This window comes from Enterobacter sp. JH25 (genome assembly GCF_021725435.1).
GTDB lineage: Bacteria > Pseudomonadota > Gammaproteobacteria > Enterobacterales > Enterobacteriaceae > Enterobacter > Enterobacter intestinihominis.
In genome coordinates this window covers 465,288-485,585 of sequence record NZ_CP091319.1, presented here as the reverse complement: position 1 = coordinate 485,585, position 20,298 = coordinate 465,288, and the positions used below count along the sequence as shown (strand labels likewise).

The window sequence follows — 20,298 nt, the reverse complement described above, 5'->3', positions numbered from 1 at the left end:
TACGGGGATTATTGCCCGGCGATTTTCATCTCCGGCAGTAATACAGAACCACACTGAATATTGCTGCGTGTTTCAATATCGTTACCGACCGTAACAATATTGCGCCACATGTCCTTGAGGTTGCCGGCGATGGTGATTTCGCTCACCGGATACTGAATTTCACCGTTTTCCACCCAGAAGCCCGCTGCGCCGCGAGAGTAGTCGCCGGTGATACCGCTCACGCCCTGCCCCATCAGCTCGGTGACCACCAGACCGGTGCCCATCTCTTTCAGCATCTGTTCAAAATTCAGGCCCTGCCCGGCAATGCGCCAGTTATGAATGCCGCCCGCGTGCCCGGTGCTTTTCAGCCCCAGCTTACGCGCGGAGTAGTTGGTCAGCAGCCACTGGGTCAGAATGCCGTCTTTAACGATATCCCGGCGCTCCGTGCGCACGCCTTCGCTGTCGAACGGCGTGGAGGCCAGCCCTTTCAGCAGGTGCGGGTGCTCTTCGATGGTCAGCCATTCCGGCAGGATCTGCTTGCCCAGCGAGTCGAGCAGGAAGGTCGATTTACGGTACACCGAACCACCCGCAATCGCCCCCACCAGATGACCAAACAGACCGGTTGCCACTTCGTTGGCAAAAATGACCGGGGCTTTCATGGTGGAGAGTTTACGCGGCGAGAGGCGTGACAGCGTACGTTCGGCGCACTCTTTTCCCACCCACTCCGGAGACTGCAAATCCCCCAGCGCGCGGCCAATGGTATACGCGTAATCACGCTCCATATCGCCGTTCTCTTCGGCGATCACGCAGCTGGAAAGCGAGTGGCGGGTTGAGCAGTACCCCTGCAACATGCCATGGGAGTTACCAAACACTTTGATGCCGTAGTGGCTGTTAAAGCTGCCGCCTTCGGTATTGGTGATGCGTTTGTCAGCCTGCAAAGACGCCTGCTCGGCGCGCGAGGCCAGCTCAATGGCTTCATCCGGGGTCACTTCCGCCGGATGGAACAGATCGAGATCCGGCGCGTCAAACGCCAGCAGCTCTTTATCAGCCACGCCAGCGTAAGGATCCGGGGAGGTGTACCGCGCGATATCCAGCGCCGCCTGCACTGTACGGGCGATGGCATCCGGGCTGAGATCGGTAGACGACGCGCTGCCTTTGCGATTCTGGTGATACACCGTGATCCCCAGCGCGCCATCGCTGTTAAATTCTACATTCTCCACTTCGCCATAGCGGGTGCTCACGCTAATACCGGTGGTTTTGCTGACCGCCACTTCGGCGCCATCTGATTTACCTGAAGCGAGCATCAGCGCGGTGGAGATGGCTTCTTCCAGGATCTTACGCTGCGCTTCAACTTGTGAGGTTACTTTCATCGCAAATGCCATACTGTAAGAGAGAGTTAAGTGAAGTCTAACAGAGAACCGTTTTTCAGTGCGCGTCTTAACTGGTAACATTAGCCTCTTTTTTTAAGGAGCCTGACATGACTAAGCAGCCCGAAGACTGGCTCGACGACGTTCCCGGTGATGACATCGAAGACGAAGATGATGAGATCATCTGGGTCAGTAAAAGTGAAATTAAACGTGACGCCGAAGAGTTAAAACAGCTTGGCGCAGAAATGGTAGAACTGGGTAAGAACGCGCTGGATAAGATCCCGCTCGACCAGGATCTGCGTGATGCCATTGAACTGGCACAGAAAATCAAGAAAGAAGGGCGTCGCCGCCAGCTTCAGCTTATCGGGAAACTGCTGCGTCAGCGCGATGTTGAGCCGATCCGTCAGGCGCTGGATAAACTTAAGAACCGCCACAACCAGCAGGTTGCGCTGTTCCATAAGCTGGAGCAGATCCGCGACCGTCTGATCGAGCAAGGTGATGACGCGGTACCTGAAGTGCTGAACCTGTGGCCGAATGCCGACCGCCAGCAGCTGCGTTCTTTGATCCGTAACGCGAAGAAAGAGAAAGAAGGGAATAAGCCGCCGAAGTCTGCGCGTCTGATTTTCCAGTATCTGCGCGAGCTGTCTGAGAACGAAGAGTAAACCCCTCACCCCAGCCCTCTCCCCAAAGGGGAGAGGGAGAAGAGATAATGTAGGCCCGGTAAGCGCTAGCGCCACCGGGCCTTTTTTTACTCTGCGGCCGCGGCTTTCTTCGCCAGACCGTCCAGCAGCTTCTGATGAATCCCACCAAACCCGCCGTTGCTCATCACCAGAATGTGATCGCCAGGCTGTGCGGCTTTCACCACCATATCCGCTAAGACATCCACGTCCGCACTCCAGTGCGCTGGCTGAATGCAGGCGTCGGCCACTTCGGCCACCTGCCACGGAATATGCTGCGGTTGCAGGAGGAAGACCTCGTCGGCACGCCCTAAGGACGGCGCGAGATCGTCTTTGCATATCCCCATTTTCATGGTGTTCGAACGCGGTTCCAGCACGGCCAGAATGCGCGCGGTGCCGCCAACTTTGCCACGCAATGCGGCAAGCGTCGCCAGAATGGCGGTTGGGTGGTGCGCGAAATCGTCATACACCGTCACGCCATTCGCTTCACCACGCAGCTCCAGACGGCGGCGGGCGTTAATGAACGAACCCAGCGCATTGGCGGCATCCGCAGGCAGTACGCCCACGTGACGCGCCGCGGCGATCGCCATCAGGCCGTTGTGCATATTGTGCTCGCCCACCAGGCCCCACTTCACTTCGCCCACTTTTTCGCCGTCGAGCAGCACTTCCCATTCGGAAGCATCCGCGTTGAGCTTTTTCGCCTGCCAGTGCCCCTGCTCGCCAACCAGCTCCTGCTCGCTCCAGCACCCCATCGCCATAGTCTGCTTCAGGTTGATGTCGTTCTCCGGCAGGATAATGCGGCCCTGACCCGGAACAATGCGCACCAGATGGTGGAACTGTTTCTGAATCGCTTTCAGGTCGTCAAAGATATCCGCGTGATCGAACTCAAGGTTGTTGAGGATCAGCGTGCGTGGGCAGTAATGCACGAACTTGGAGCGCTTGTCGAAGAACGCGCAGTCGTATTCATCCGCTTCAATCACAAAGAACGGGCTGTCGCCCAGACGCGCGGAGACGTCGAAATTCCCCGGCACGCCGCCGATCACGAACCCCGGCTTGTAGCCGCAGGCTTCGAGGATCCAGGTCGCCATACCGGCGGTGGTGGTTTTGCCGTGCGTCCCGGCAACGGCGACAACCCAGCGGTCGCGCAGGACAAAGTCATGCAGCCACTGCGGGCCAGACATGTACGGGATATTACGTTCCAGCACCGCTTCAACGCATGGATTCCCACGGGTCATGGCGTTACCAACGATCACCAGATCCGGCTGCGGCTCGAGCTGGCTGGCGTCATATCCCTGAATCAGAGAAATCCCCTGCTTCTCCAGCAGCGTGCTCATCGGCGGATACACATTGGCGTCCGAACCTGTCACTTCATGGCCCAGCGAGCGCGCCAGCATTGCCAGTCCGCCCATGAAAGTGCCACAAATCCCCAATATATGAATGCGCATACGTCACTATCCTTCTTCAATGTGGCGCACATTTTACTCACATGTCAGCGGCTGTGAAACGCATTTCAGGTAAATCCGTATTTTGCTGGCGCGATTCACCTCTGCGCTAATATTTGAATGTTTGTTAAGATTGTTGGACATCAACCGCTTTACTCAACATAAGATGCAGGGAAAGTGTTATGAAAACGTTAGGTGAATTTATTGTCGAAAAGCAGCACGAGTTCTCTCATGCTACGGGTGAGCTCACTGCTTTGCTGTCGGCAATAAAGCTGGGCGCTAAGATCATCCACCGCGATATCAACAAGGCCGGTCTGGTCGATATCCTGGGTGCCAGCGGTGCCGAGAACGTTCAGGGTGAGGTTCAGCAGAAACTCGACCTGTTCGCCAATGAAAAACTGAAAGCAGCACTGCGCGCGCGCGACATCGTTGCGGGTATCGCCTCTGAAGAAGAAGATGAGATCGTCGTATTCGAAGGGTGTGAACACGCAAAATACGTTGTTCTGATGGATCCGCTGGATGGCTCCTCCAACATCGACGTTAACGTTTCTGTCGGTACCATTTTCTCCATCTACCGTCGCGTCACCCCGGTTGGCACACCGGTGACGGAAGAAGACTTCCTGCAGCCGGGCAGCAAGCAGGTTGCTGCCGGTTATGTGGTGTATGGCTCATCCACCATGCTGGTGTACACCACCGGCTGCGGCGTGCACGCCTTTACCTACGATCCGTCGCTGGGCGTTTTCTGTCTGAGCCAGGAGCGCATGCGCTTCCCGGAGAAGGGCAATACCTACTCCATCAACGAAGGCAACTACATCCGATTCCCGAATGGCGTGAAGAAGTACATCAAATTCTGCCAGGAAGAGGATAAAGCCACCCAGCGCCCGTACACCTCGCGCTATATCGGCTCGCTGGTGGCGGATTTCCACCGTAACCTGCTGAAGGGTGGTATTTACCTCTACCCAAGCACCGCCAGCCACCCGGACGGAAAACTGCGTCTGCTGTACGAGTGCAACCCGATGGCATTCCTGGCCGAACAGGCAGGCGGCAAAGCGAGTGACGGTAAAGAGCGTATTCTGGATATCGTGCCGGAAAGCCTGCACCAGCGCCGTTCGTTCTTTGTCGGCAACGACCACATGGTGGAAGACGTTGAACGCATGATCCGCGAATTCCCGGACGCGTAACGCGTAAATAGGGGAGCCCGACAGGCTCCCCTATTTTTATCATGCCGTTTGCGCCGTCAGTTTGAAGGATGCCATCGCCTCCATCAGCTCGCGCGATTGTTCCTCCAGGGAACGCGTTGCCGCAGAGGATTGCTGAACCAGCGCCGCGTTTTGTTGCGCCGTTTCATCCATCTGATTGACGGCAATGTTAACCTGCTCAATACCGCGGCTCTGCTCCTGAGACGCCGTCGCAATTTCTCGCATCAGTTTGGTCATACGCAGCACTTCGGTAGCGATCTCGTCCATCGTCTCACCGGCCTGTTGCGCCAGCTCGCTGCCCTCGTTCACGTGGGTTTGCGAATCGCTGATCAGCGAGCGGATCTCTTTCGCCGCATCAGCACTGCGGCTGGCGAGATTACGCACCTCACCCGCCACGACCGCAAAACCCCGTCCCTGCTCGCCCGCGCGCGCCGCTTCCACGGAGGCGTTCAGCGCCAGAATATTAGTCTGGAAGGCAATGCCGTCGATGACGCTCAGGATATCGGCGATGCGCGTCGAGCTGCCGGCGATGTCGCGCATCTTCTCGATGACGTAGCAGACCATTTCGCTGCCGCGATCGGCGGTATCGGAGACCGACTGCGCCAGCTGGTGCGCCTGCCCGGCGTTATCGGCGTTAAGTTTCACCGTGGCGGTGATCTCTTCCATGCTGGCGGCCGTCTGCTCCAGCGAGGTGGCGGTGGATTCCGTGCGCTGGGCCAGGTTCAGGTTCCCTGCCGTCAGCTCGCGGCTGCCGGTATCAATCTGCGAGCTGGCGTCACGCACCCGCAGAACGGAATTCATCAGCGACTGGCGCATCTCTTCGATGACCGCGTTGAGGCGATTAAATTCCTGGCTCGCCGGCGCGTTCAGGGTGTGGGTTAAATCCCCGGCCGCTACGTGCTCCAGCTGGGCAATTGAGGCTGAAAGCGGCTTAAGCAGCATATGGCGCAGCACCAGCCAGGCCAGCACGATAATGCCTGCCGTCAGCAGCGCCGCGACGATAATCAGGATCAGCACACGGGTTTTACTCGCCTGCACGGCGCTCACCTCCGCTTTGCCACGCGCCTCGCTCCACGTCTGGAACGCCTGCATATCGTTATCAAACTGCTTCGCCACCGGGACCAGCTTGCTTTCCAGCAGATCGTAATAGCCGTCCGCGCTTTGCTCGTTCAGGGCTTTCAGCATCGGGCTGATACCCTGCTGGTTGTACACCGCCAGGCTCGAGGCGACGTTATCCAGCAGCTTTTGCCCCTGCTCATCCGCCACGCCGCCGCCGATCACGCCCTTGAGCGTTTTCTGTGCCAGCGCCACTTCCTGGTTAATGGTTTTGACCGCCCTGGCCGCATCGTCCAGCAGGCCGACCTCCATCATGCGGACGGCCTGTCCCGCTTCGTTACGCGCGCGCAGGATCAGCGTATAGCCGGCATTCAGCTGCACCATCTGTTCACCCTGAAGATGATTGATGCGCTGGAGAGAAGTGGAACTTTGTGTAAGGGCATAAATGCCAATGCCGCTGACAATCAGCAGCAGAAGGGTCATAACGGCCAGTAAAGAGAGCAAGCCGGTACGAATCGATAGCGTTTTAAGCATGATGTTATTTCCGGTAGCGAGATATTTCTGGGCATAAAAAAAGAGTATCGACCGCTACCGGAAAATGTTTAGAGTTTAAGCAATTTCAGCATGTTATCGCCCTGTTAAAGATGTATTCACACGGGTAACAGGCGAGCTCTGGCGGTTCTCCCACAGCACCGTCAGGCCGCGCTGGAGCGCGATAAAAATAAACAGCAGAATACCGATGGCGATTTTGGTCCACCAGGAGCTGAGCGTGCCGTCGAAGTTGATGTAGGTCTGAATCAGCCCCTGGATCGCCACGCCAAACAGCGTACCGAGCACTGTCCCCACCCCGCCGCTGAGCAGCGTACCGCCAATCACCACCGAGGCAATGGCGTCAAGCTCAACGCCCACCCCCGCCAGGGCATAGCCTGCCTGGGTGTATACCGAAAACACAATCCCCGCGAGCGTGGCCAGCCCGGTCGAAAGCATATAGATGCGGATGGTGGTGCTGCGCGTGGAAATCCCCATCAGGTTCGCGGACGTGGCGCTGCCGCCAATGGCATAAACCTGGTTACCAAACCGGGTACGGTGGGCGAGGAAGATCCCGATAACCACCACGCCCAGCATCAGCAGCCCCATTGCGCTCAGGCGCCCCCCGCCGGGGATTTTCCACGCCAGGCTGGAAAGCGTGTCGTAGATCGGATGGTTAATCGGAATTGACTCCTCCGACACCAGATAGCTCACGCCGCGCAGGAAGAACATCCCGGCGAGGGTGATGATAAACGCCGGTATTTTCAGCGCGTCGATCAAAAGCCCCATAAAGGCGCCGAACGCGCAGCCCATGACCAGCACCAGCGGAAACGCCAGCAGCGGCGAAATACCCCAAAAGCCAATCGCCTTGGCAAGGAACACGCCGGTAAAGGCGATCACCGACCCAACGGAGAGATCGATCCCGCCGGAGAGGATCACAAACGTCATGCCGACGGCGATAATGCCTAAAAAGGCGTTGTCGGTCAGGATGTTGCAAATCACCCGCGTGGAGGCGAAGCCCGGGAACTGGGTCAGGCAGTAAAGGTATCCCAGCACGAACACGCCCAGCGTGATCATTAACGGCAAATTACGTTTTATCATGACCGCGGAACCCCTTAATGAGAGTGATAAAGCGCGGCGACTGCACGATAAGTACGATAAGCACCACGACCGCTTTGACGACCTGATTAAGCTCCGGCTGGAACCCGGAGAGCAAAATACCGGTATTCATACCCTGAATAATTAACGCCCCCACCACCGAGAGCAGCAGATTAAAACGTCCGCCCATCAGCGACCCACCGCCGATAACCACCGCGAGGATCGCATCAAGCTCCAGCCAGAGTCCGGCGTTGTTGGCATCCGCCCCGCGAATGTCGGCCGCCACAATCACCCCGGCAATCGCAGCACAGACGCCGCTCAGCACGTAGGTCAGCATCACCATCAGCCGTGTATTTACCCCGGCGTTTTTCGCGGCCCGAATGTTAATTCCCACCGCTTCGATGAACATCCCGAGCGCCGTTTTGCGGGTGAAAAGCCAGAACACCACCAGCGTCACCAGCGCGACGATCACCGGGGTCGGGAAGAACAGAAAATTACCGCTGCCAATCCACGCAAGATTCGGGGAGGTAAAGGTGACGATTTGACCGGAGGTGATAAGCTGCGCCACACCGCGCCCGGCCACCATCAAAATCAACGTCGCGACAAACGGCTGGATCTTGAGCACCGCGACCAGAATGCCGTTCCACAGCCCGGCTAATACACCGGAGCCCAGCGCGGCCAGCAGAACCACCGGCAGGCTGTGCCCGGCAACGGTCATCGAGGCGGCGGTGGCGCCCGCAATTGCCATTACCGCACCGACGGAGAGGTCAATCCCGCCGGTGGCAATCACCAGCGTCATGCCAATCGCCAGCAGCGCCACGGGCGCGGCACGGTTTAAGATGTCGATCGGGCTACCAAACAGGCGGCCATCCTGCACGACGATCTGGAAGAAATGCGGAGCCACCAGGCTATCCACCAGCAGCACCAGCAGCAGCGCCACGATTTGCGGCGTGCCGGTCGGCCAGCTGAAGCGGCGCTTCGCTTCGCCAGTTTGCGAAAGAGAACGGGACATCACATATGACTCCTTACGCCGCGATGGCATTCATGATCGCCGGAACCGACAGTTTATCCAGCGGGATCTCTGCCACCTGCCTGCGATCGCGCATGATGATGACGCGATCGGCATAGCCAACCAGCTCCTCCAGCTCAGACGAGATCACCAGCAGCGCCAGACCGTCGGCGCACAGCGTTTCGATAAGCCGGATGATTTCGGCATGCGCGCCCACGTCGATACCGCGCGTGGGCTCGTCGAGGATCAGGAACTGCGGTTTGGTCAGCAGCCAGCGCGAGAGCAACACCTTCTGCTGATTACCGCCCGAAAGGAACTCGATGGGCTGTTCCGCGCTCGGGGTACGGATACCGAGCTGGCGGATGAAGCGCTCGGCAATCGCGTTCTGCTCGCGCTTAGGGATCGGACGCAGCCAGCCGCGCTGGGCCTGTAGCGCCAGAATGATGTTTTCCCGCACCGAGGCGGCGGCAATAATCCCGTCCGTTTTTCTGTCCTCCGGGCAGAAGCCCACGCCGAGGCACGACGCCTGATGCGGTGAACGTAGCGTTTGCGGTTTGCCTTTGATCAGCGCCGTTCCGCTGTCGGCAGGTTTGATCCCGAAGATCACTTCGGCGGTTTCGGTGCGCCCGGAGCCTAACAGCCCTGCCAGACCCACAATTTCACCGGGGCGTACCTCGAGGTTAAACGGCGCGATGGTCCCTTTTTTGCCGTAATCGTGAAACGCGGCGATCGGTTTTTCGCTCAGCAGCGTGCGGCCCGCGCGCTGGAGTGCGTTGGTCTCCAGCTCGCGGCCCAGCATCATTTTGACCAGCTCAATCTGCGGCAGCTCGCGGGTTTCCCGGCAGCCGACAAAGCCGCCGTTGCGCAGCACCGTAATACGGTCGCTCACCTCGTAAACCTGATCGAGGAAGTGCGTAACAAAGATCAGGCTCACGCCCTGATCGCGCAGCTGGCGCATCAGGGTAAAAAGCATCTCCACTTCCTGGGTATCGAGGCTGGCGGTGGGTTCATCGAGGATCAGCACTTTCGCCGAGAGATCGATAGCGCGACAGATCGCCACGATCTGCTGCATCGCCACGGAAAAACGGTTCAGCGGTTCGCGCACGTCGAGAGAGAAGCCATACGATTCCATCAGCTTCGCGGCGCGCGCTTCCATCTCTTTACGGCGCAGCAGGCCAAAACGTCTGGGCTCGCGGCCAATAAACAGGTTATCCGCTACCGACATGTTTGGCAGCAGGTTCACTTCCTGGTAGACCGTGCCGATCCCCAGTTGCTGCGCATGCGCGGTGTTTTTGGGCGAAATAGCATTACCTTCCAGCCAGATAGCGCCGCGATCGGCGTGATAGACCCCGGTCAGGGTTTTAATCAGCGTCGACTTCCCCGCCCCGTTTTCGCCGAGCAACGCCATGATCTCCCCACGCCGCAGGCTGAAATCAACGTTATCCAGCGCCTTAACGCCAGGGAAAAATTTACTCAGGCCCTCTGTGCGGAGGATTTCCTGGTGTTGTTCTGTGGTCATGGTTTCCCCTCACCCTGACCCTCTCCCCGGAGGGGAGAGGGGACTATTCGTGCCAGTCTTTAATTTTCTGCCCAAACTGCCCTTTTCCCTCTCCCCTCCGGGGAGAGGGCTAGGGTGAGGGGGGGCTGAGCTTAGTAGCCCATATTTTTCTTCTTCTCTAACTCTTCTTTCGCCGTGTCCGGCAGGTAGAGCGTGGATTTGGTGATAGTCAACTTCTCAGGCTGGGTGCCGTCTTTCTTGAATTTCTCCAGCGCATCGAATGCCGGGCCCGCCATGTTCGGCGTCAGCTCCACGCTGGCGTTCGCTTCGCCGTCAATCATCGCTTTGTAGATGTCCGGTACGCCGTCGATCGAGCCGGTGAGAATATCTTTGCCCGGCTTCAGGCCCGCTTCTTTGATGGCCTGGATGGCGCCGATCACCATGTCGTCGTTGTGGGCGTAAACCATGCAGATATTTTTGCCGTTATTTTCTGCCTTGATGAAGCTTTCCATGACCTCTTTACCCTTGCTGCGGGTGAAGTCGCCGGACTGAGAACGGATGATCTTGATGTTTGGTGCTTTGGCGATGGCCTCCGCGAAACCTTTCTTACGGTCGATAGCCACGCTCGCCCCGACGGTGCCCTGCAACTCAACCACGTTACACGGCTTGCCATCCACCTGCTTCACCAGCCAGTCACCAATCAATTTGCCTTCCAGCACGTTATCGGCGGTGACGGTGGTCATATAGAGAGATTTGTCTTTTACGTCGATGGAACGGTCGAGCAGGAACACAGGAATTTCAGCCTCTTTAGCTTCCTTCAGCACCGGCTCCCAGCCCGTGGCAACAACCGGGGCGATAAAGATGGCATCCACGCCCTGAGCGATAAAAGAGCGCACCGCTTTAATCTGATTCTCTTGCTTTTGCTGACCATCGGCGATTTTCAGGGTAATACCGCGCTTTTCGGCCTCACTTTTCGCCACGTTCGTTTCAGCGGCGCGCCAGCCGGATTCAGATCCGACCTGCGAAAATCCAACGGTTAACGGTGCGGCCATCGCCATAGACGACATGGCTGCCGAAACTGCTGTAACAAGAAGTAAGCGCTTCCACATATGAACGTCCTCGTAGGGTAGGTTATTGTTGGTTAAAAGATGTTCTGCGGATGAACTATAGCCAATGGAATATGTTACGGATTGCGTTACATCACACTTCAGAAAAGTGAATAAAACGTTAATCACAAGTTTGTAATCGCTTTCATTTCCACATTTAAAATGCGGCTGAGTTTATGGATTATCCTGTCATGAAAACGGTCTGAAAAGTGAAAGCGCGAGGGAGATAAGACGAAAACAGGCGAAGACTTTCAGCGCCAGTTGGCTATAATACCTGCCACTTGTTACCATCCATTTTAAAGGACACCGACATGAGCTTACTCAACGTCCCTGCGGGTAAAGAACTGCCAGAAGACATCTACGTTGTGATCGAAATCCCGGCCAACGCAGATCCAATCAAATACGAAATCGACAAAGACACCGGTGCGCTGTTCGTTGACCGTTTCATGTCTACCGCCATGTTCTATCCGTGCAACTACGGCTACATCAACCACACTCTGTCTCTGGACGGTGATCCGGTTGACGTACTGGTCCCAACGCCATACCCATTGCAGCCAGGCTCCGTCATTCGCTGCCGTCCTGTTGGCGTGCTGAAAATGACTGACGAAGCGGGTGAAGATGCGAAACTGGTTGCCGTACCGCACACCAAGCTGAGCAAAGAGTACGATCACATTAAAGATGTGAACGACCTGCCAGAGCTGCTGAAAGCGCAGATCGCCCACTTCTTCGAGCACTACAAAGATCTCGAAAAAGGCAAATGGGTTAAAGTTGAAGGCTGGGATAACGCAGAAGCGGCGAAAGCAGAAATCATCGCGTCTTTCGAGCGTGCTGCTAAGAAGTAATTCTTACTGCTGATACTAAGCCCCGCGCGTCGGGGCTTTTTTGTGCCTTTCGATGCGCCCGGCGGCGCTACGCTTGCACGGGCCTACAATCAGCAAGAGGCGCAAAACGATAACGCCACCTTACGGTGGCGCTGTCGTTTTTCAGAACTGGTCTCTGTCTAACCAGTTACCGCTTTCAATCAGCGTTAACCCGTTGACCGAACGTTGGTACACATACATCCATGCACTGCCGTAAGGCGTCTGGATCAACTGGCGAGCGTATTCACCGCCCCTGGTGCGCAAGGCATCAAGTTCGGCCAGCGTAGCATTATCAATACGATAAACCTCACCCTGTACCGTTCCGTTCCCCGGAACCGCGCCTGGATAGTGGCCCAGACTGTACAACTGGTAGTTTTCGATTGTGTAATTTCCCAGCAACTGGGCGTTGGTCATCCAGTGGCTGTTGCCTTGCTTGGTTCGTAAACTGCCGTAAACAAATATTCGCATTGCTAAAACTCAAACTGATAGAGCAGATCAAGTGCCTGGTCTACGCCGGACACTGCTTCCAGATATAGCTTAGGCATCAGGCGATAACGTAACGTGAGTGTAGCCAGTGAGTCAAAGATCCCCACGCCATATTTTACCTGTAGACCCGGCAGTACATAGCCGCTGACCACTACCTGCGAAGAGTCACCCACGCCCTGAGTGTCCAGCGCCAGATTGCTTACGCCAAACGTCTCGCCGATTTTACCCACAACCTGACCACTTTGTGCAACCCCCAGACCGACTAACATCGATGTCATTGCCGCACCATCGCCCTGTTGGCTATCCAGACCCTGGCCGCGCAGCAGGTAGGAGAGCGCTTCCTGCTGCGACATGGCCGGGTCAGAGAAGATCTCTGCCTTAGGTTCATCGGCGGAGCCCGTCACGCGCACGCCCGCAATCACATCATCTTCGGTGGCTTCCGGGTTACGGATCGCTTCGATATTGAGTACCGGCTGATCCGGTGGGCCGGAGAACAGCAGCTCACCTTTACGCACAATCAAATCCTGACCGTAGGCATGGAAGCGCCCTTCAGGAATATTGATTTGTCCATTGAGGCCAAGCCCCTGTTGATCCTGCGCCACCTTCAGGTCACCCGTGAGTCTCGCCTTCAGCCCAAACGCGTCCAAACGCACGTTATTCCCCACGTGCACAATAAGATTACTATTGATCGGTATGCCAGCGCTCTTCTGTTCAACAGGTTTCAGATTTTCATTGAGCATAACTTCATCACTGGAGACGCCAACCGCGCTTTCCGGCACTTCGTGAACCACGATGCGCGCCCAGGGCACGTCGACGCGGCCGTCCAGGGTGAAGAGACTCGGCGTTGCCTCAAAGACCACGTCTGGCGACACGTCCAGGCGCACCATCGGCGGTACCGTGATACGCACCCTGCTGCCCTTGGCCGCAATACGGGCGCGCCAGTTGTCGAGCTGGCTCCAGTCTGCGTCACCATTCAGGTTGATTTGTCCCTGCTGTGTCAGCACTGAGCCACTGAGGGTTGAGCTTTGGCCGTTAAAGTTCATCGTCAGCTGGCTTGGCTGCATATCGAACGGCATAAAGTTACCGTCAATGTCCACGCCGTTTAACCGCATCTGGCCAAACAGCTGCGGGCTTTGCGCATCCCCCGCCAGACGCAGGTTGGCGCTGAGCATCCCCGCCGCCTTTTCTCCCCGCGAGAAAATCGGATTCACCATCGCCAGGTTGAAGTTGCGAATATTGACATTGCCGCCGAGATTGCGCCGCCCTTGCGGATCGGTAATTTGCACCTGTCCGTCAAGCTGACCGTTGTTGGTCAGACGAATAAGCCATCCCAGTTCCGCACGATTGTTACGCAGGTCAGCGTTCACATTCAGGGTGTCGAACGCCACCGGCAGCGGCGCGTCATTGACCTCCTGCGTCACCTTCACGTTACGCCCGGAGAGGGTAACGCTGCCCTGCGGCAGTCCCTCTTTGGTGGTGTCCCACGCGACGTCCGCTTTACCGCTGAAGACCCCGCTGGCCTGGGTGGTTTCCGGCATAAACGGTTTCAGCATCGCCAGGTCAAAACGGTTGAGGTTGATCTGCGCGCGTCCTTCCGCGCCCGCATCAATGGTCTGCGGCACGCACAGCTCAGCATTCGGGTTGATCCAGCAGTGTGGCCCAATGCTGATCTTTTGCTCCGCATTGCGGTAGTCCAGCGCGATGGATCGGGACAGCACCAGCGGGCCGACCGGCGTGCTGAAGCGGGTGTTATCCAGCACGCCCTTCCAGCGCGTTGCCTGGCGGTCAAAACTGCCCGTCAGGTGCAGTTGCCCGGAGACCGGCTCGCCCTGCACGCGCAGCTGGAGATCGTGCTGCTTTTCGTTACCTTTTGCCGCCAGCGTAACCAGACTGATGTTCACGTCCGGCTGGGAGATACGCTCCACGCGCAGGTCCAGGTTTCCGCCGATCTGATCGGTGGATTTCACGTCCCCTTCGACGCGCACGCGGGCAATGGAAAGTTCCTGCCAGCGCAGGTTATTGGCGGTGATGTCCGCCAGCAGCTGCGGCGCCTCCACTGTACCTCGAACCTTCACTAACCCCTTCGCCGTCCCGCCAAGACCCGGCAGGGCGTTATCGAGATTTGGCGCGTCGATGGTGGCATCCAGATCGAGATCTTTCACCCCCAGCTCGCCTTTGATATCTGCCGTGTTGCGGCCCAGCGCCACGTGCAGGCCCGGGATCACCCACTGGAGATAGCTGTTGCCCTTAAGCGAGCCCTCTACGTTGACTTTGTTCTGCTTCACATTACCGGTGAGCTTGAGTTCCGGCACGTCCATCTGCCAGGTGCCGCCGTACAGGCTACCGCGGGTTTTGATCAGACCATTCAGTTTTGACGGCCAGTCCGGGACTTCTTTAGCGGTGTTGATCCCGGTCAGCTTCAGCTCGCCGCGCCAGCTGATCGCCTGCTGCCAGTCGAGCAGCGCGATCAGCTCGGTTTTCCCTTCCAGCGCCGCCACGGTCAGCTTGTCGAGGTTAACCTGCAACTCGTTACCCTTCGCATCCAGAGTAATATCGGCGGGCGGTACTCCCTGCCCCTTCACTGCCGTACGGAACGACAGCGTGTAGTCGGTCATTTTGCCACTCAGCTTCAGCTTTAGATCGTCTGCCTGGAACTGCTTTTCACCGGTGAACGGCCAGTAAAGCTGCTTGCTGACAATCTCAAGGTTGAGCGGTAGACCGGCCTCTGCCAGCTGGGTTTGCCCGCGCAGTACCATATCCACAGGGCCGGAGAGGTTCACGCCGAACTCCAGCTTCTCGCGCAGCGCGCCGCCGACTTTCACCTTCACCTTCTCGCCTTTCAGCGGATCGATGTTCAGGGCGCTGTTAAGGGTAATATCTACCGGCCAGTTATCGCGCAGCAGCGCATTGCCTGAGGCATTTACCGACCCCTGGTTGGTATCGATATCCAGCGCGTCGAGCTTCATGTTGCCGTCGATACTGCTGACTTTAAGCAGCATGTTGAAGACCGTCAGATCGGTATCGCCGGTCAGACGCAGCTGCTCGCCCTTAAACTCTTCGATATTGAGGTTCAGCGGCAGATGCACGTCGGTCATCTCCGGCAGAACCGGTTTCGAGAAGAGATCTTTCAGCGTTTCACCCAGCGGTTTTTCTTCCGGCTGCGGGTTCTGGATCTTCGGCTCGACGATCTCTTCCTGCGCCACGTCGGCCACCTTCGGCAGCGCAATCAGCAGCCCTTGCAGGGAGGTTGGGGTCAGGGTGAGGTTTTTCTCCTGCCAGCGCAGACCGGAGGTGAAATCCATCACCGATACCGTCGTGTCGTCGATTTTGATATTGACGTTATCCAGTGCGACCCGGTAGAGCGCAATCGGGTACGGCGTGGAGAGATTCAGCGGGCCGCTGTCCTCTTCTTCGACAGGCTCAGACTTCGGCATTTTTTTGGAGTCTATCGCCACGTTCACATCTTTTAGCGACAGATCGTTTACGCAAAGCTGGCTGTCCCGCAGGCAGCCGAGCTTGACCGCCAGATGAAACTCGCCCGCGTTCACCGCCACGCCGGGCTGTTCATAACGAATATTCTTCAGGCGCAGATCGCGCCAGCCGCCCGTCACCTGGCCGATTTCCAGCCCTGGCACCCAGCGGTTCGCGGCGTTAAACAGCAGATGCAGACCCGTGGTGGTGCCCACCAGAAACGCCACCGTACCGAGCAGTAATACGATAAAAATCAGCACCCCGAGGCTTATCTTCTTCCATAAACTCATAATTCAGGCCCCAGACCGATGTAAAACTGTAAACCGTGTTCTTCTTTGTCGCCCACCGGAACGGCGAAATCGAGCTTGATCGGCCCGACCGGTGACTGCCAGCGCACGCCCACACCCGCGCCGGTTTTGAAATCGCTGCGGCGGATGTCGTTCACCGCCTCGCCGCTGTCGACAAACATGGCGCCCCACCATTTGCCGCTGACGTTGTACTGATACTCCAGCGAGCCGGTCGCCAGTTTAGAGGCCCCGGTCAATTGGCCTTTCTCGTTTTCAGGTGAGATCGATTTGTACTTATAGCCGCGAATGCTGCGGTCGCCCCCGGCGAAGAAACGCAGATCTGGCGGAACGCGTTCGAAGTCACCGGTTTCGATCCAGCCCAGGTTGCCGCGAACCACAAAGCGGTGCTTATCGTAGAGGGTACGGATCCAGACGTTTTGCGCCTGCACGACGGAGAAATCCACGTCTGAGCCCCAGGCGGAGTTGGAATAATCGATGGAGTAGCGCTGAGAATCGCCCCAGGTCGGCATCAGGCCACCGCGCGAGCGGGTACGGCTGATCATCACGCCCGGATAAAGCAGCATGGTGGTGTTGGTGACGTTTGCCTGAGTAAAGTGGTCAAGGCTCCAGCGCAGGTTAATGGCGCGCTGCCAGCCGCTGGAGAGATCCCAGAAGCGTGATACCGCAAGCGTCGTCGAATCCTGCTCGGTATCGTTCAAATCGGTACGTTTAAAGCCGCCCTGCACGAGGTAGTATTGCTCAAGCGGATTTTTCAGCAGCGGCATTTTATAGCTGAAGTCCAGCTGCTGTTCAGGCGCAGACAGGCTGAGGCTGGTGGTCAGGCTGTGACCGTAGGAGTTCATCCACGGTTTTTTCCACGAGGCTTTCACGCGCGGGCCGACGTCCGTGGAGTAGCCGACACCGGTCTCAATGGTGTTCTCGGTGCGCGGTGAGACCACGCCATGCAGCGGTAACACTTTCGTTTTACGGGATTTATCAAATTGCGGTGCCACCACCACGGAGTTAAACCAGCCGGTGGCAGATAAACGACGGTTCAGCTCGCCCAGGTCGCTAGACTGGTAGTAGTCGCCCTTTTTGAACGGCACCAGGTTTTGCAGATACTCATCACGGATTTGCGATCCTTCAAAGGTTACATCGCCAAACCGATAGCGCTCGCCGCTGTCGTAATCGATATCCCAGAATGCCTGACGTCGTTCAAGCGCAACGCCCAGCTGGCTTTTGTTGAACTGGCTGTCAAAGTAGCCTTTGCGCAGCGAAACGCTGGTTAAGGATTTTTTAAAGCGATCGTAATCCCCGTGATTAAGCACGGTGCCCACTTTCGGGCGGTTGCTGAGCAGATCCAGGTAGTCACGATCCGTGCGTGCACCGCCGCGCAGCACCACGTTCGTGCCGCCAATCAGGACGGGTTCTCCCGGCGAGACGCGGGCAATCAATACCTGACGTCCTTTAGCCGGCGGCGGGCGTAAATCGAAATCAATGGTGGGTTCGTAGTACCCCAACGCCTTTAAGCCTTCGCGAATGGCGTCATCCACGCGCGCGCGAAAACGCCGATCCGGCGTGACTTCATCGCTCTGGATGGTGGAAAGCTGCGCACGCACGTTTTTTTCCAGCGCCCCGGATAACCCCTCAACCTGCAAACGGACATTCGCCGCGCTGGCAATCCCGCTTGTCAGCATTAAACTGACTAAACATAACTGGCGGATCTTTGTCACGTTTTCTCCTGAATATCCCTGTTTCCACCCTGGAAGCAAATGCAGTGCCGCTCCGCGGCAAAATACGGCCTGAAAGCCAAAAACCCAAATTACGGGTTGAAAAAGGGCCTAACACCCAAATATTTCTTATGATTAAATCTAGACTCATTCATCGCATTTATTGTGTTCAATTAAACGCTTCGTGACAACCTTAACCGAAACAACGCTACCCCGGAGGCCCCACCGTGAGTTTATTTGATAAAAAGCATCTGGTATCACAAGCCGATGCGTTACCGGGACGCAACACCCCTATGCCAGTGGCGACATTACACGCCGTAAACAACCATTCAATGACAAACGTTCCTGATGGAATGGAGATCGCCCTGTTTGCCATGGGCTGCTTCTGGGGCGTAGAACGCCTGTTCTGGCAACTGCCGGGCGTGTACAGCACCGCTGCGGGCTACACCGGAGGATATACGCCTAACCCAACCTACCGCGAAGTCTGTTCCGGTGAGACCGGTCATGCTGAAGCGGTACGTGTGGTGTATGACCCGAGCGTCATCAGCTATGAACAGCTGCTCCAGGTGTTCTGGGAAAACCATGACCCGGCGCAGGGCATGCGTCAGGGTAACGATCACGGCACCCAATACCGCTCGGCCATCTATCCGCTCACCCCTGAGCAGGAGGCTGCGGCCCACGCCAGCCTGACGCGTTTCCAGGAAGCGATGCAGGCAGCCGGTGATAAACGTCAGGTCACGACGGAAATCGCTACTGCGAAACCGTTCTACTATGCCGAAGACGACCACCAGCAGTATCTGCATAAAAATCCGTACGGCTACTGCGGCATTGGCGGCATCGGCGTCTGTCTGCCTCCACAGCAGGACTGATTACAACATCAGCGCCACGCGAGCCGCGTGGCGCACCTGTAAGCAAAAGTGTCAGTTCATTACTTAACCACTCACTGCCTTTTCATCCGGCCACTTTTTGCCGAAAACGTGACCTCTGGCAGATTTACACGCCTTTACGCTATACTACCGCTGAAATAATCGGCTCAACGCTACGAGCTGAGTTCAATGTGTCTTCACACGAATGGTATCAACTCCCCTTCTGAGGATCTGGCGAGAAGCCGGATAAACTATGTTAAACAGTATTTTAGTAATACTTTGTCTTATTGCCGTCAGTGCATTTTTCTCGATATCGGAGATCTCGCTGGCTGCCTCCCGTAAAATCAAACTGAAGCTGCTTGCCGACGAGGGCAACATCAACGCATCACGCATTCTGAAAATGCAGGAAAACCCAGGCATGTTCTTTACCGTGGTGCAGATTGGCCTGAACGCGGTCGCCATTCTTGGCGGTATCGTGGGCGATGCAGCATTTTCTCCGGCGTTTTATAGCCTCTTTGTAAAGTACATGTCCGCAGAGCTGGCCGAGCAGTTGAGCTTCATCCTCTCCTTCTCGCTGGTCACCGGTTTGTTCATTCTATTCGCGGACCTGACCCCGAAACGCATCGGTATGATTGCGCCAGAAGCTGTGGCTTTGCGTATCATCAACCCGATGCGCTTCTGCCTGTATGTCTTCCGTCCGCTGGTGTGGTTCTTCAACGGCCTGGCGAACGTCATTTTCCGCATCTTCAAGCTGCCGATGGTGCGTAAAGACGACATCACCTCCGACGATATTTATGCGGTGGTGGAAGCCGGGGCGCTGGCAGGCGTGCTGCGCAAGCAGGAGCACGAGCTGATCGAGAACGTTTTCGAACTGGAATCCCGTACCGTGCCGTCCTCCATGACCGGCCGTGAGAACATCATCTGGTTCGATCTGCATGAAGACGAGCAGAGCCTGAAGACCAAAGTGGCGCAGCATCCGCACTCCAAGTTCCTGGTCTGTAACGAAGATATCGACCATATCATCGGCTATGTGGACTCCAAAGACCTGCTGAACCGCGTACTGGCAAACCAGAGCCTGGCGCTGAACAGCGGCGTGCAGATCCGCAACACCCTGATTGTGCCGGACACCCTGACGCTCTCCGAAGCGCTGGAAAGTTTCAAAACCGCCGGTGAAGACTTCGCGGTGATCATGAACGAATATGCGCTGGTGGTGGGCATTATCACCCTCAACGACGTCATGACGACGCTGATGGGCGACCTGGTCGGCCAGGGGCTGGAAGAGCAAATTGTGCAGCGTGATGAGAACTCATGGCTGATCGATGGTGGTACGCCGATTGAAGATGTCATGCGCGTGCTCGACATCGACGAGTTCCCGCAGTCCGGAAACTACGAGACCATCGGCGGCTTTATGATGTTTATGCTGCGTAAGATCCCGAAACGTACCGACTCGGTGAAATTCTCTGGCTTCAAGTTTGAAGTGGTGGATATTGATAACTACCGCATCGACCAGCTGCTGGTAACGCGCATTGATAGTAAACCGACCGTGCTGGTACCGAAGCTGCCAGATGCGGAAGATAAGGTGTCGGCGTAACCCTTTGTATGTCCCACAAACATCAACGGCTCCCATCGGGAGCCGTCT

15 protein-coding genes are annotated in these 20,298 nt (G+C 56.9%); 5 read left to right on the top strand and 10 right to left on the bottom strand.

Translation table 11 applies throughout. The annotated features are described in order from the left end of the window. Window positions 1-8: 8 nt before the first annotated feature. On the bottom strand, window positions 9-1,361 hold the full coding sequence (pmbA, locus tag L2Y28_RS02335) for a metalloprotease PmbA (RefSeq protein ID WP_022646860.1): 1,353 nt from the start codon (window positions 1,359-1,361) through the stop codon (window positions 9-11). 95 nt (window positions 1,362-1,456) lie between these two features. Here pmbA and yjgA point away from each other — a divergent pair, with 95 nt between their 5' ends. After that, window positions 1,457-2,008 carry a ribosome biogenesis factor YjgA gene (gene yjgA / locus L2Y28_RS02330; RefSeq protein ID WP_003856072.1) on the top strand — a complete coding sequence of 184 codons (552 nt, stop codon included), beginning with the start codon at window positions 1,457-1,459 and terminating at the stop codon, window positions 2,006-2,008. A gap of 86 nt (window positions 2,009-2,094) precedes the next feature. Here the strand turns inward: yjgA and mpl are convergent, their stop codons facing one another. Beyond that, on the bottom strand, window positions 2,095-3,468 hold the full coding sequence (gene mpl / locus L2Y28_RS02325) for a UDP-N-acetylmuramate:L-alanyl-gamma-D-glutamyl-meso-diaminopimelate ligase (protein ID WP_022646859.1): 1,374 nt from the start codon (window positions 3,466-3,468) through the stop codon (window positions 2,095-2,097). Between the two features lie 179 nt (window positions 3,469-3,647). Between mpl and fbp the strand changes: the two genes are divergently transcribed. Beyond that, on the top strand, window positions 3,648-4,646 hold the full coding sequence (fbp, locus tag L2Y28_RS02320) for a class 1 fructose-bisphosphatase (protein ID WP_022646858.1): 999 nt from the start codon (window positions 3,648-3,650) through the stop codon (window positions 4,644-4,646). A gap of 39 nt (window positions 4,647-4,685) precedes the next feature. Here the strand turns inward: fbp and L2Y28_RS02315 are convergent, their stop codons facing one another. From L2Y28_RS02315 to ytfQ, 5 genes are all read right to left on the bottom strand, one after another. Next, window positions 4,686-6,254, bottom strand: coding sequence for a methyl-accepting chemotaxis protein (locus tag L2Y28_RS02315; protein WP_022646857.1), 1,569 nt, complete (start codon window positions 6,252-6,254; stop codon window positions 4,686-4,688). Between the two features lie 93 nt (window positions 6,255-6,347). Beyond that, entirely contained in the window at window positions 6,348-7,349 is a 1,002-nt protein-coding gene (gene yjfF / locus L2Y28_RS02310; RefSeq protein WP_022646856.1) for a galactofuranose ABC transporter, permease protein YjfF, read from the bottom strand. Next, window positions 7,336-8,361 carry a galactofuranose ABC transporter, ATP-binding protein YtfT gene (gene ytfT, locus L2Y28_RS02305; RefSeq protein ID WP_161496795.1) on the bottom strand — a complete coding sequence of 342 codons (1,026 nt, stop codon included), beginning with the start codon at window positions 8,359-8,361 and terminating at the stop codon, window positions 7,336-7,338. The genes yjfF and ytfT overlap by 14 nt, the downstream gene beginning before the upstream one ends. Window positions 8,362-8,371: 10 nt before the next feature. Further along, entirely contained in the window at window positions 8,372-9,874 is a 1,503-nt protein-coding gene (gene ytfR, locus L2Y28_RS02300) for a galactofuranose ABC transporter, ATP-binding protein YtfR (RefSeq protein ID WP_022646854.1), read from the bottom strand. Window positions 9,875-10,005: 131 nt separating this feature from the next. Then, entirely contained in the window at window positions 10,006-10,962 is a 957-nt protein-coding gene (gene ytfQ, locus L2Y28_RS02295) for a galactofuranose ABC transporter substrate-binding protein YtfQ (RefSeq protein WP_022646853.1), read from the bottom strand. Between the two features lie 308 nt (window positions 10,963-11,270). On the opposite strand from ytfQ, the gene ppa reads away from it, so the two are divergent. Continuing rightward, window positions 11,271-11,801 (top strand): inorganic diphosphatase, encoded by a 531-nt coding sequence (ppa, locus tag L2Y28_RS02290; RefSeq protein ID WP_006810347.1) that lies wholly within the window; start codon window positions 11,271-11,273, stop codon window positions 11,799-11,801. Between the two features lie 141 nt (window positions 11,802-11,942). Here ppa and L2Y28_RS02285 read toward each other — a convergent pair whose 3' ends face one another. Genes L2Y28_RS02285 through tamA form a run of 3 tightly spaced genes read right to left on the bottom strand, consistent with a single transcriptional unit; the run spans window position 11,943 to window position 17,796 of the window. Continuing rightward, entirely contained in the window at window positions 11,943-12,287 is a 345-nt protein-coding gene (locus L2Y28_RS02285) for a gamma-glutamylcyclotransferase (protein ID WP_022646852.1), read from the bottom strand. A 2-nt stretch (window positions 12,288-12,289) separates the two neighbouring features. Next, window positions 12,290-16,066, bottom strand: a complete 3,777-nt coding sequence (tamB, locus tag L2Y28_RS02280) for an autotransporter assembly complex protein TamB (RefSeq protein ID WP_022646851.1) — start codon at window positions 16,064-16,066, stop codon at window positions 12,290-12,292. Next, a complete protein-coding gene (gene tamA / locus L2Y28_RS02275; protein WP_022646850.1) occupies window positions 16,063-17,796 on the bottom strand; it encodes an autotransporter assembly complex protein TamA in 1,734 nt (577 codons plus the stop codon). Before tamA ends, tamB begins: the two co-directional genes overlap by 4 nt. A 224-nt stretch (window positions 17,797-18,020) precedes the next feature. Here tamA and msrA point away from each other — a divergent pair, with 224 nt between their 5' ends. After that, a complete protein-coding gene (msrA, locus tag L2Y28_RS02270) occupies window positions 18,021-18,662 on the top strand; it encodes a peptide-methionine (S)-S-oxide reductase MsrA (protein WP_003856057.1) in 642 nt (213 codons plus the stop codon). 250 nt (window positions 18,663-18,912) lie between these two features. Continuing rightward, complete coding sequence (locus L2Y28_RS02265; protein WP_022646849.1) at window positions 18,913-20,250, top strand: hemolysin family protein; 1,338 nt, start codon at window positions 18,913-18,915, stop codon at window positions 20,248-20,250. Window positions 20,251-20,298 lie beyond the last annotated feature (48 nt).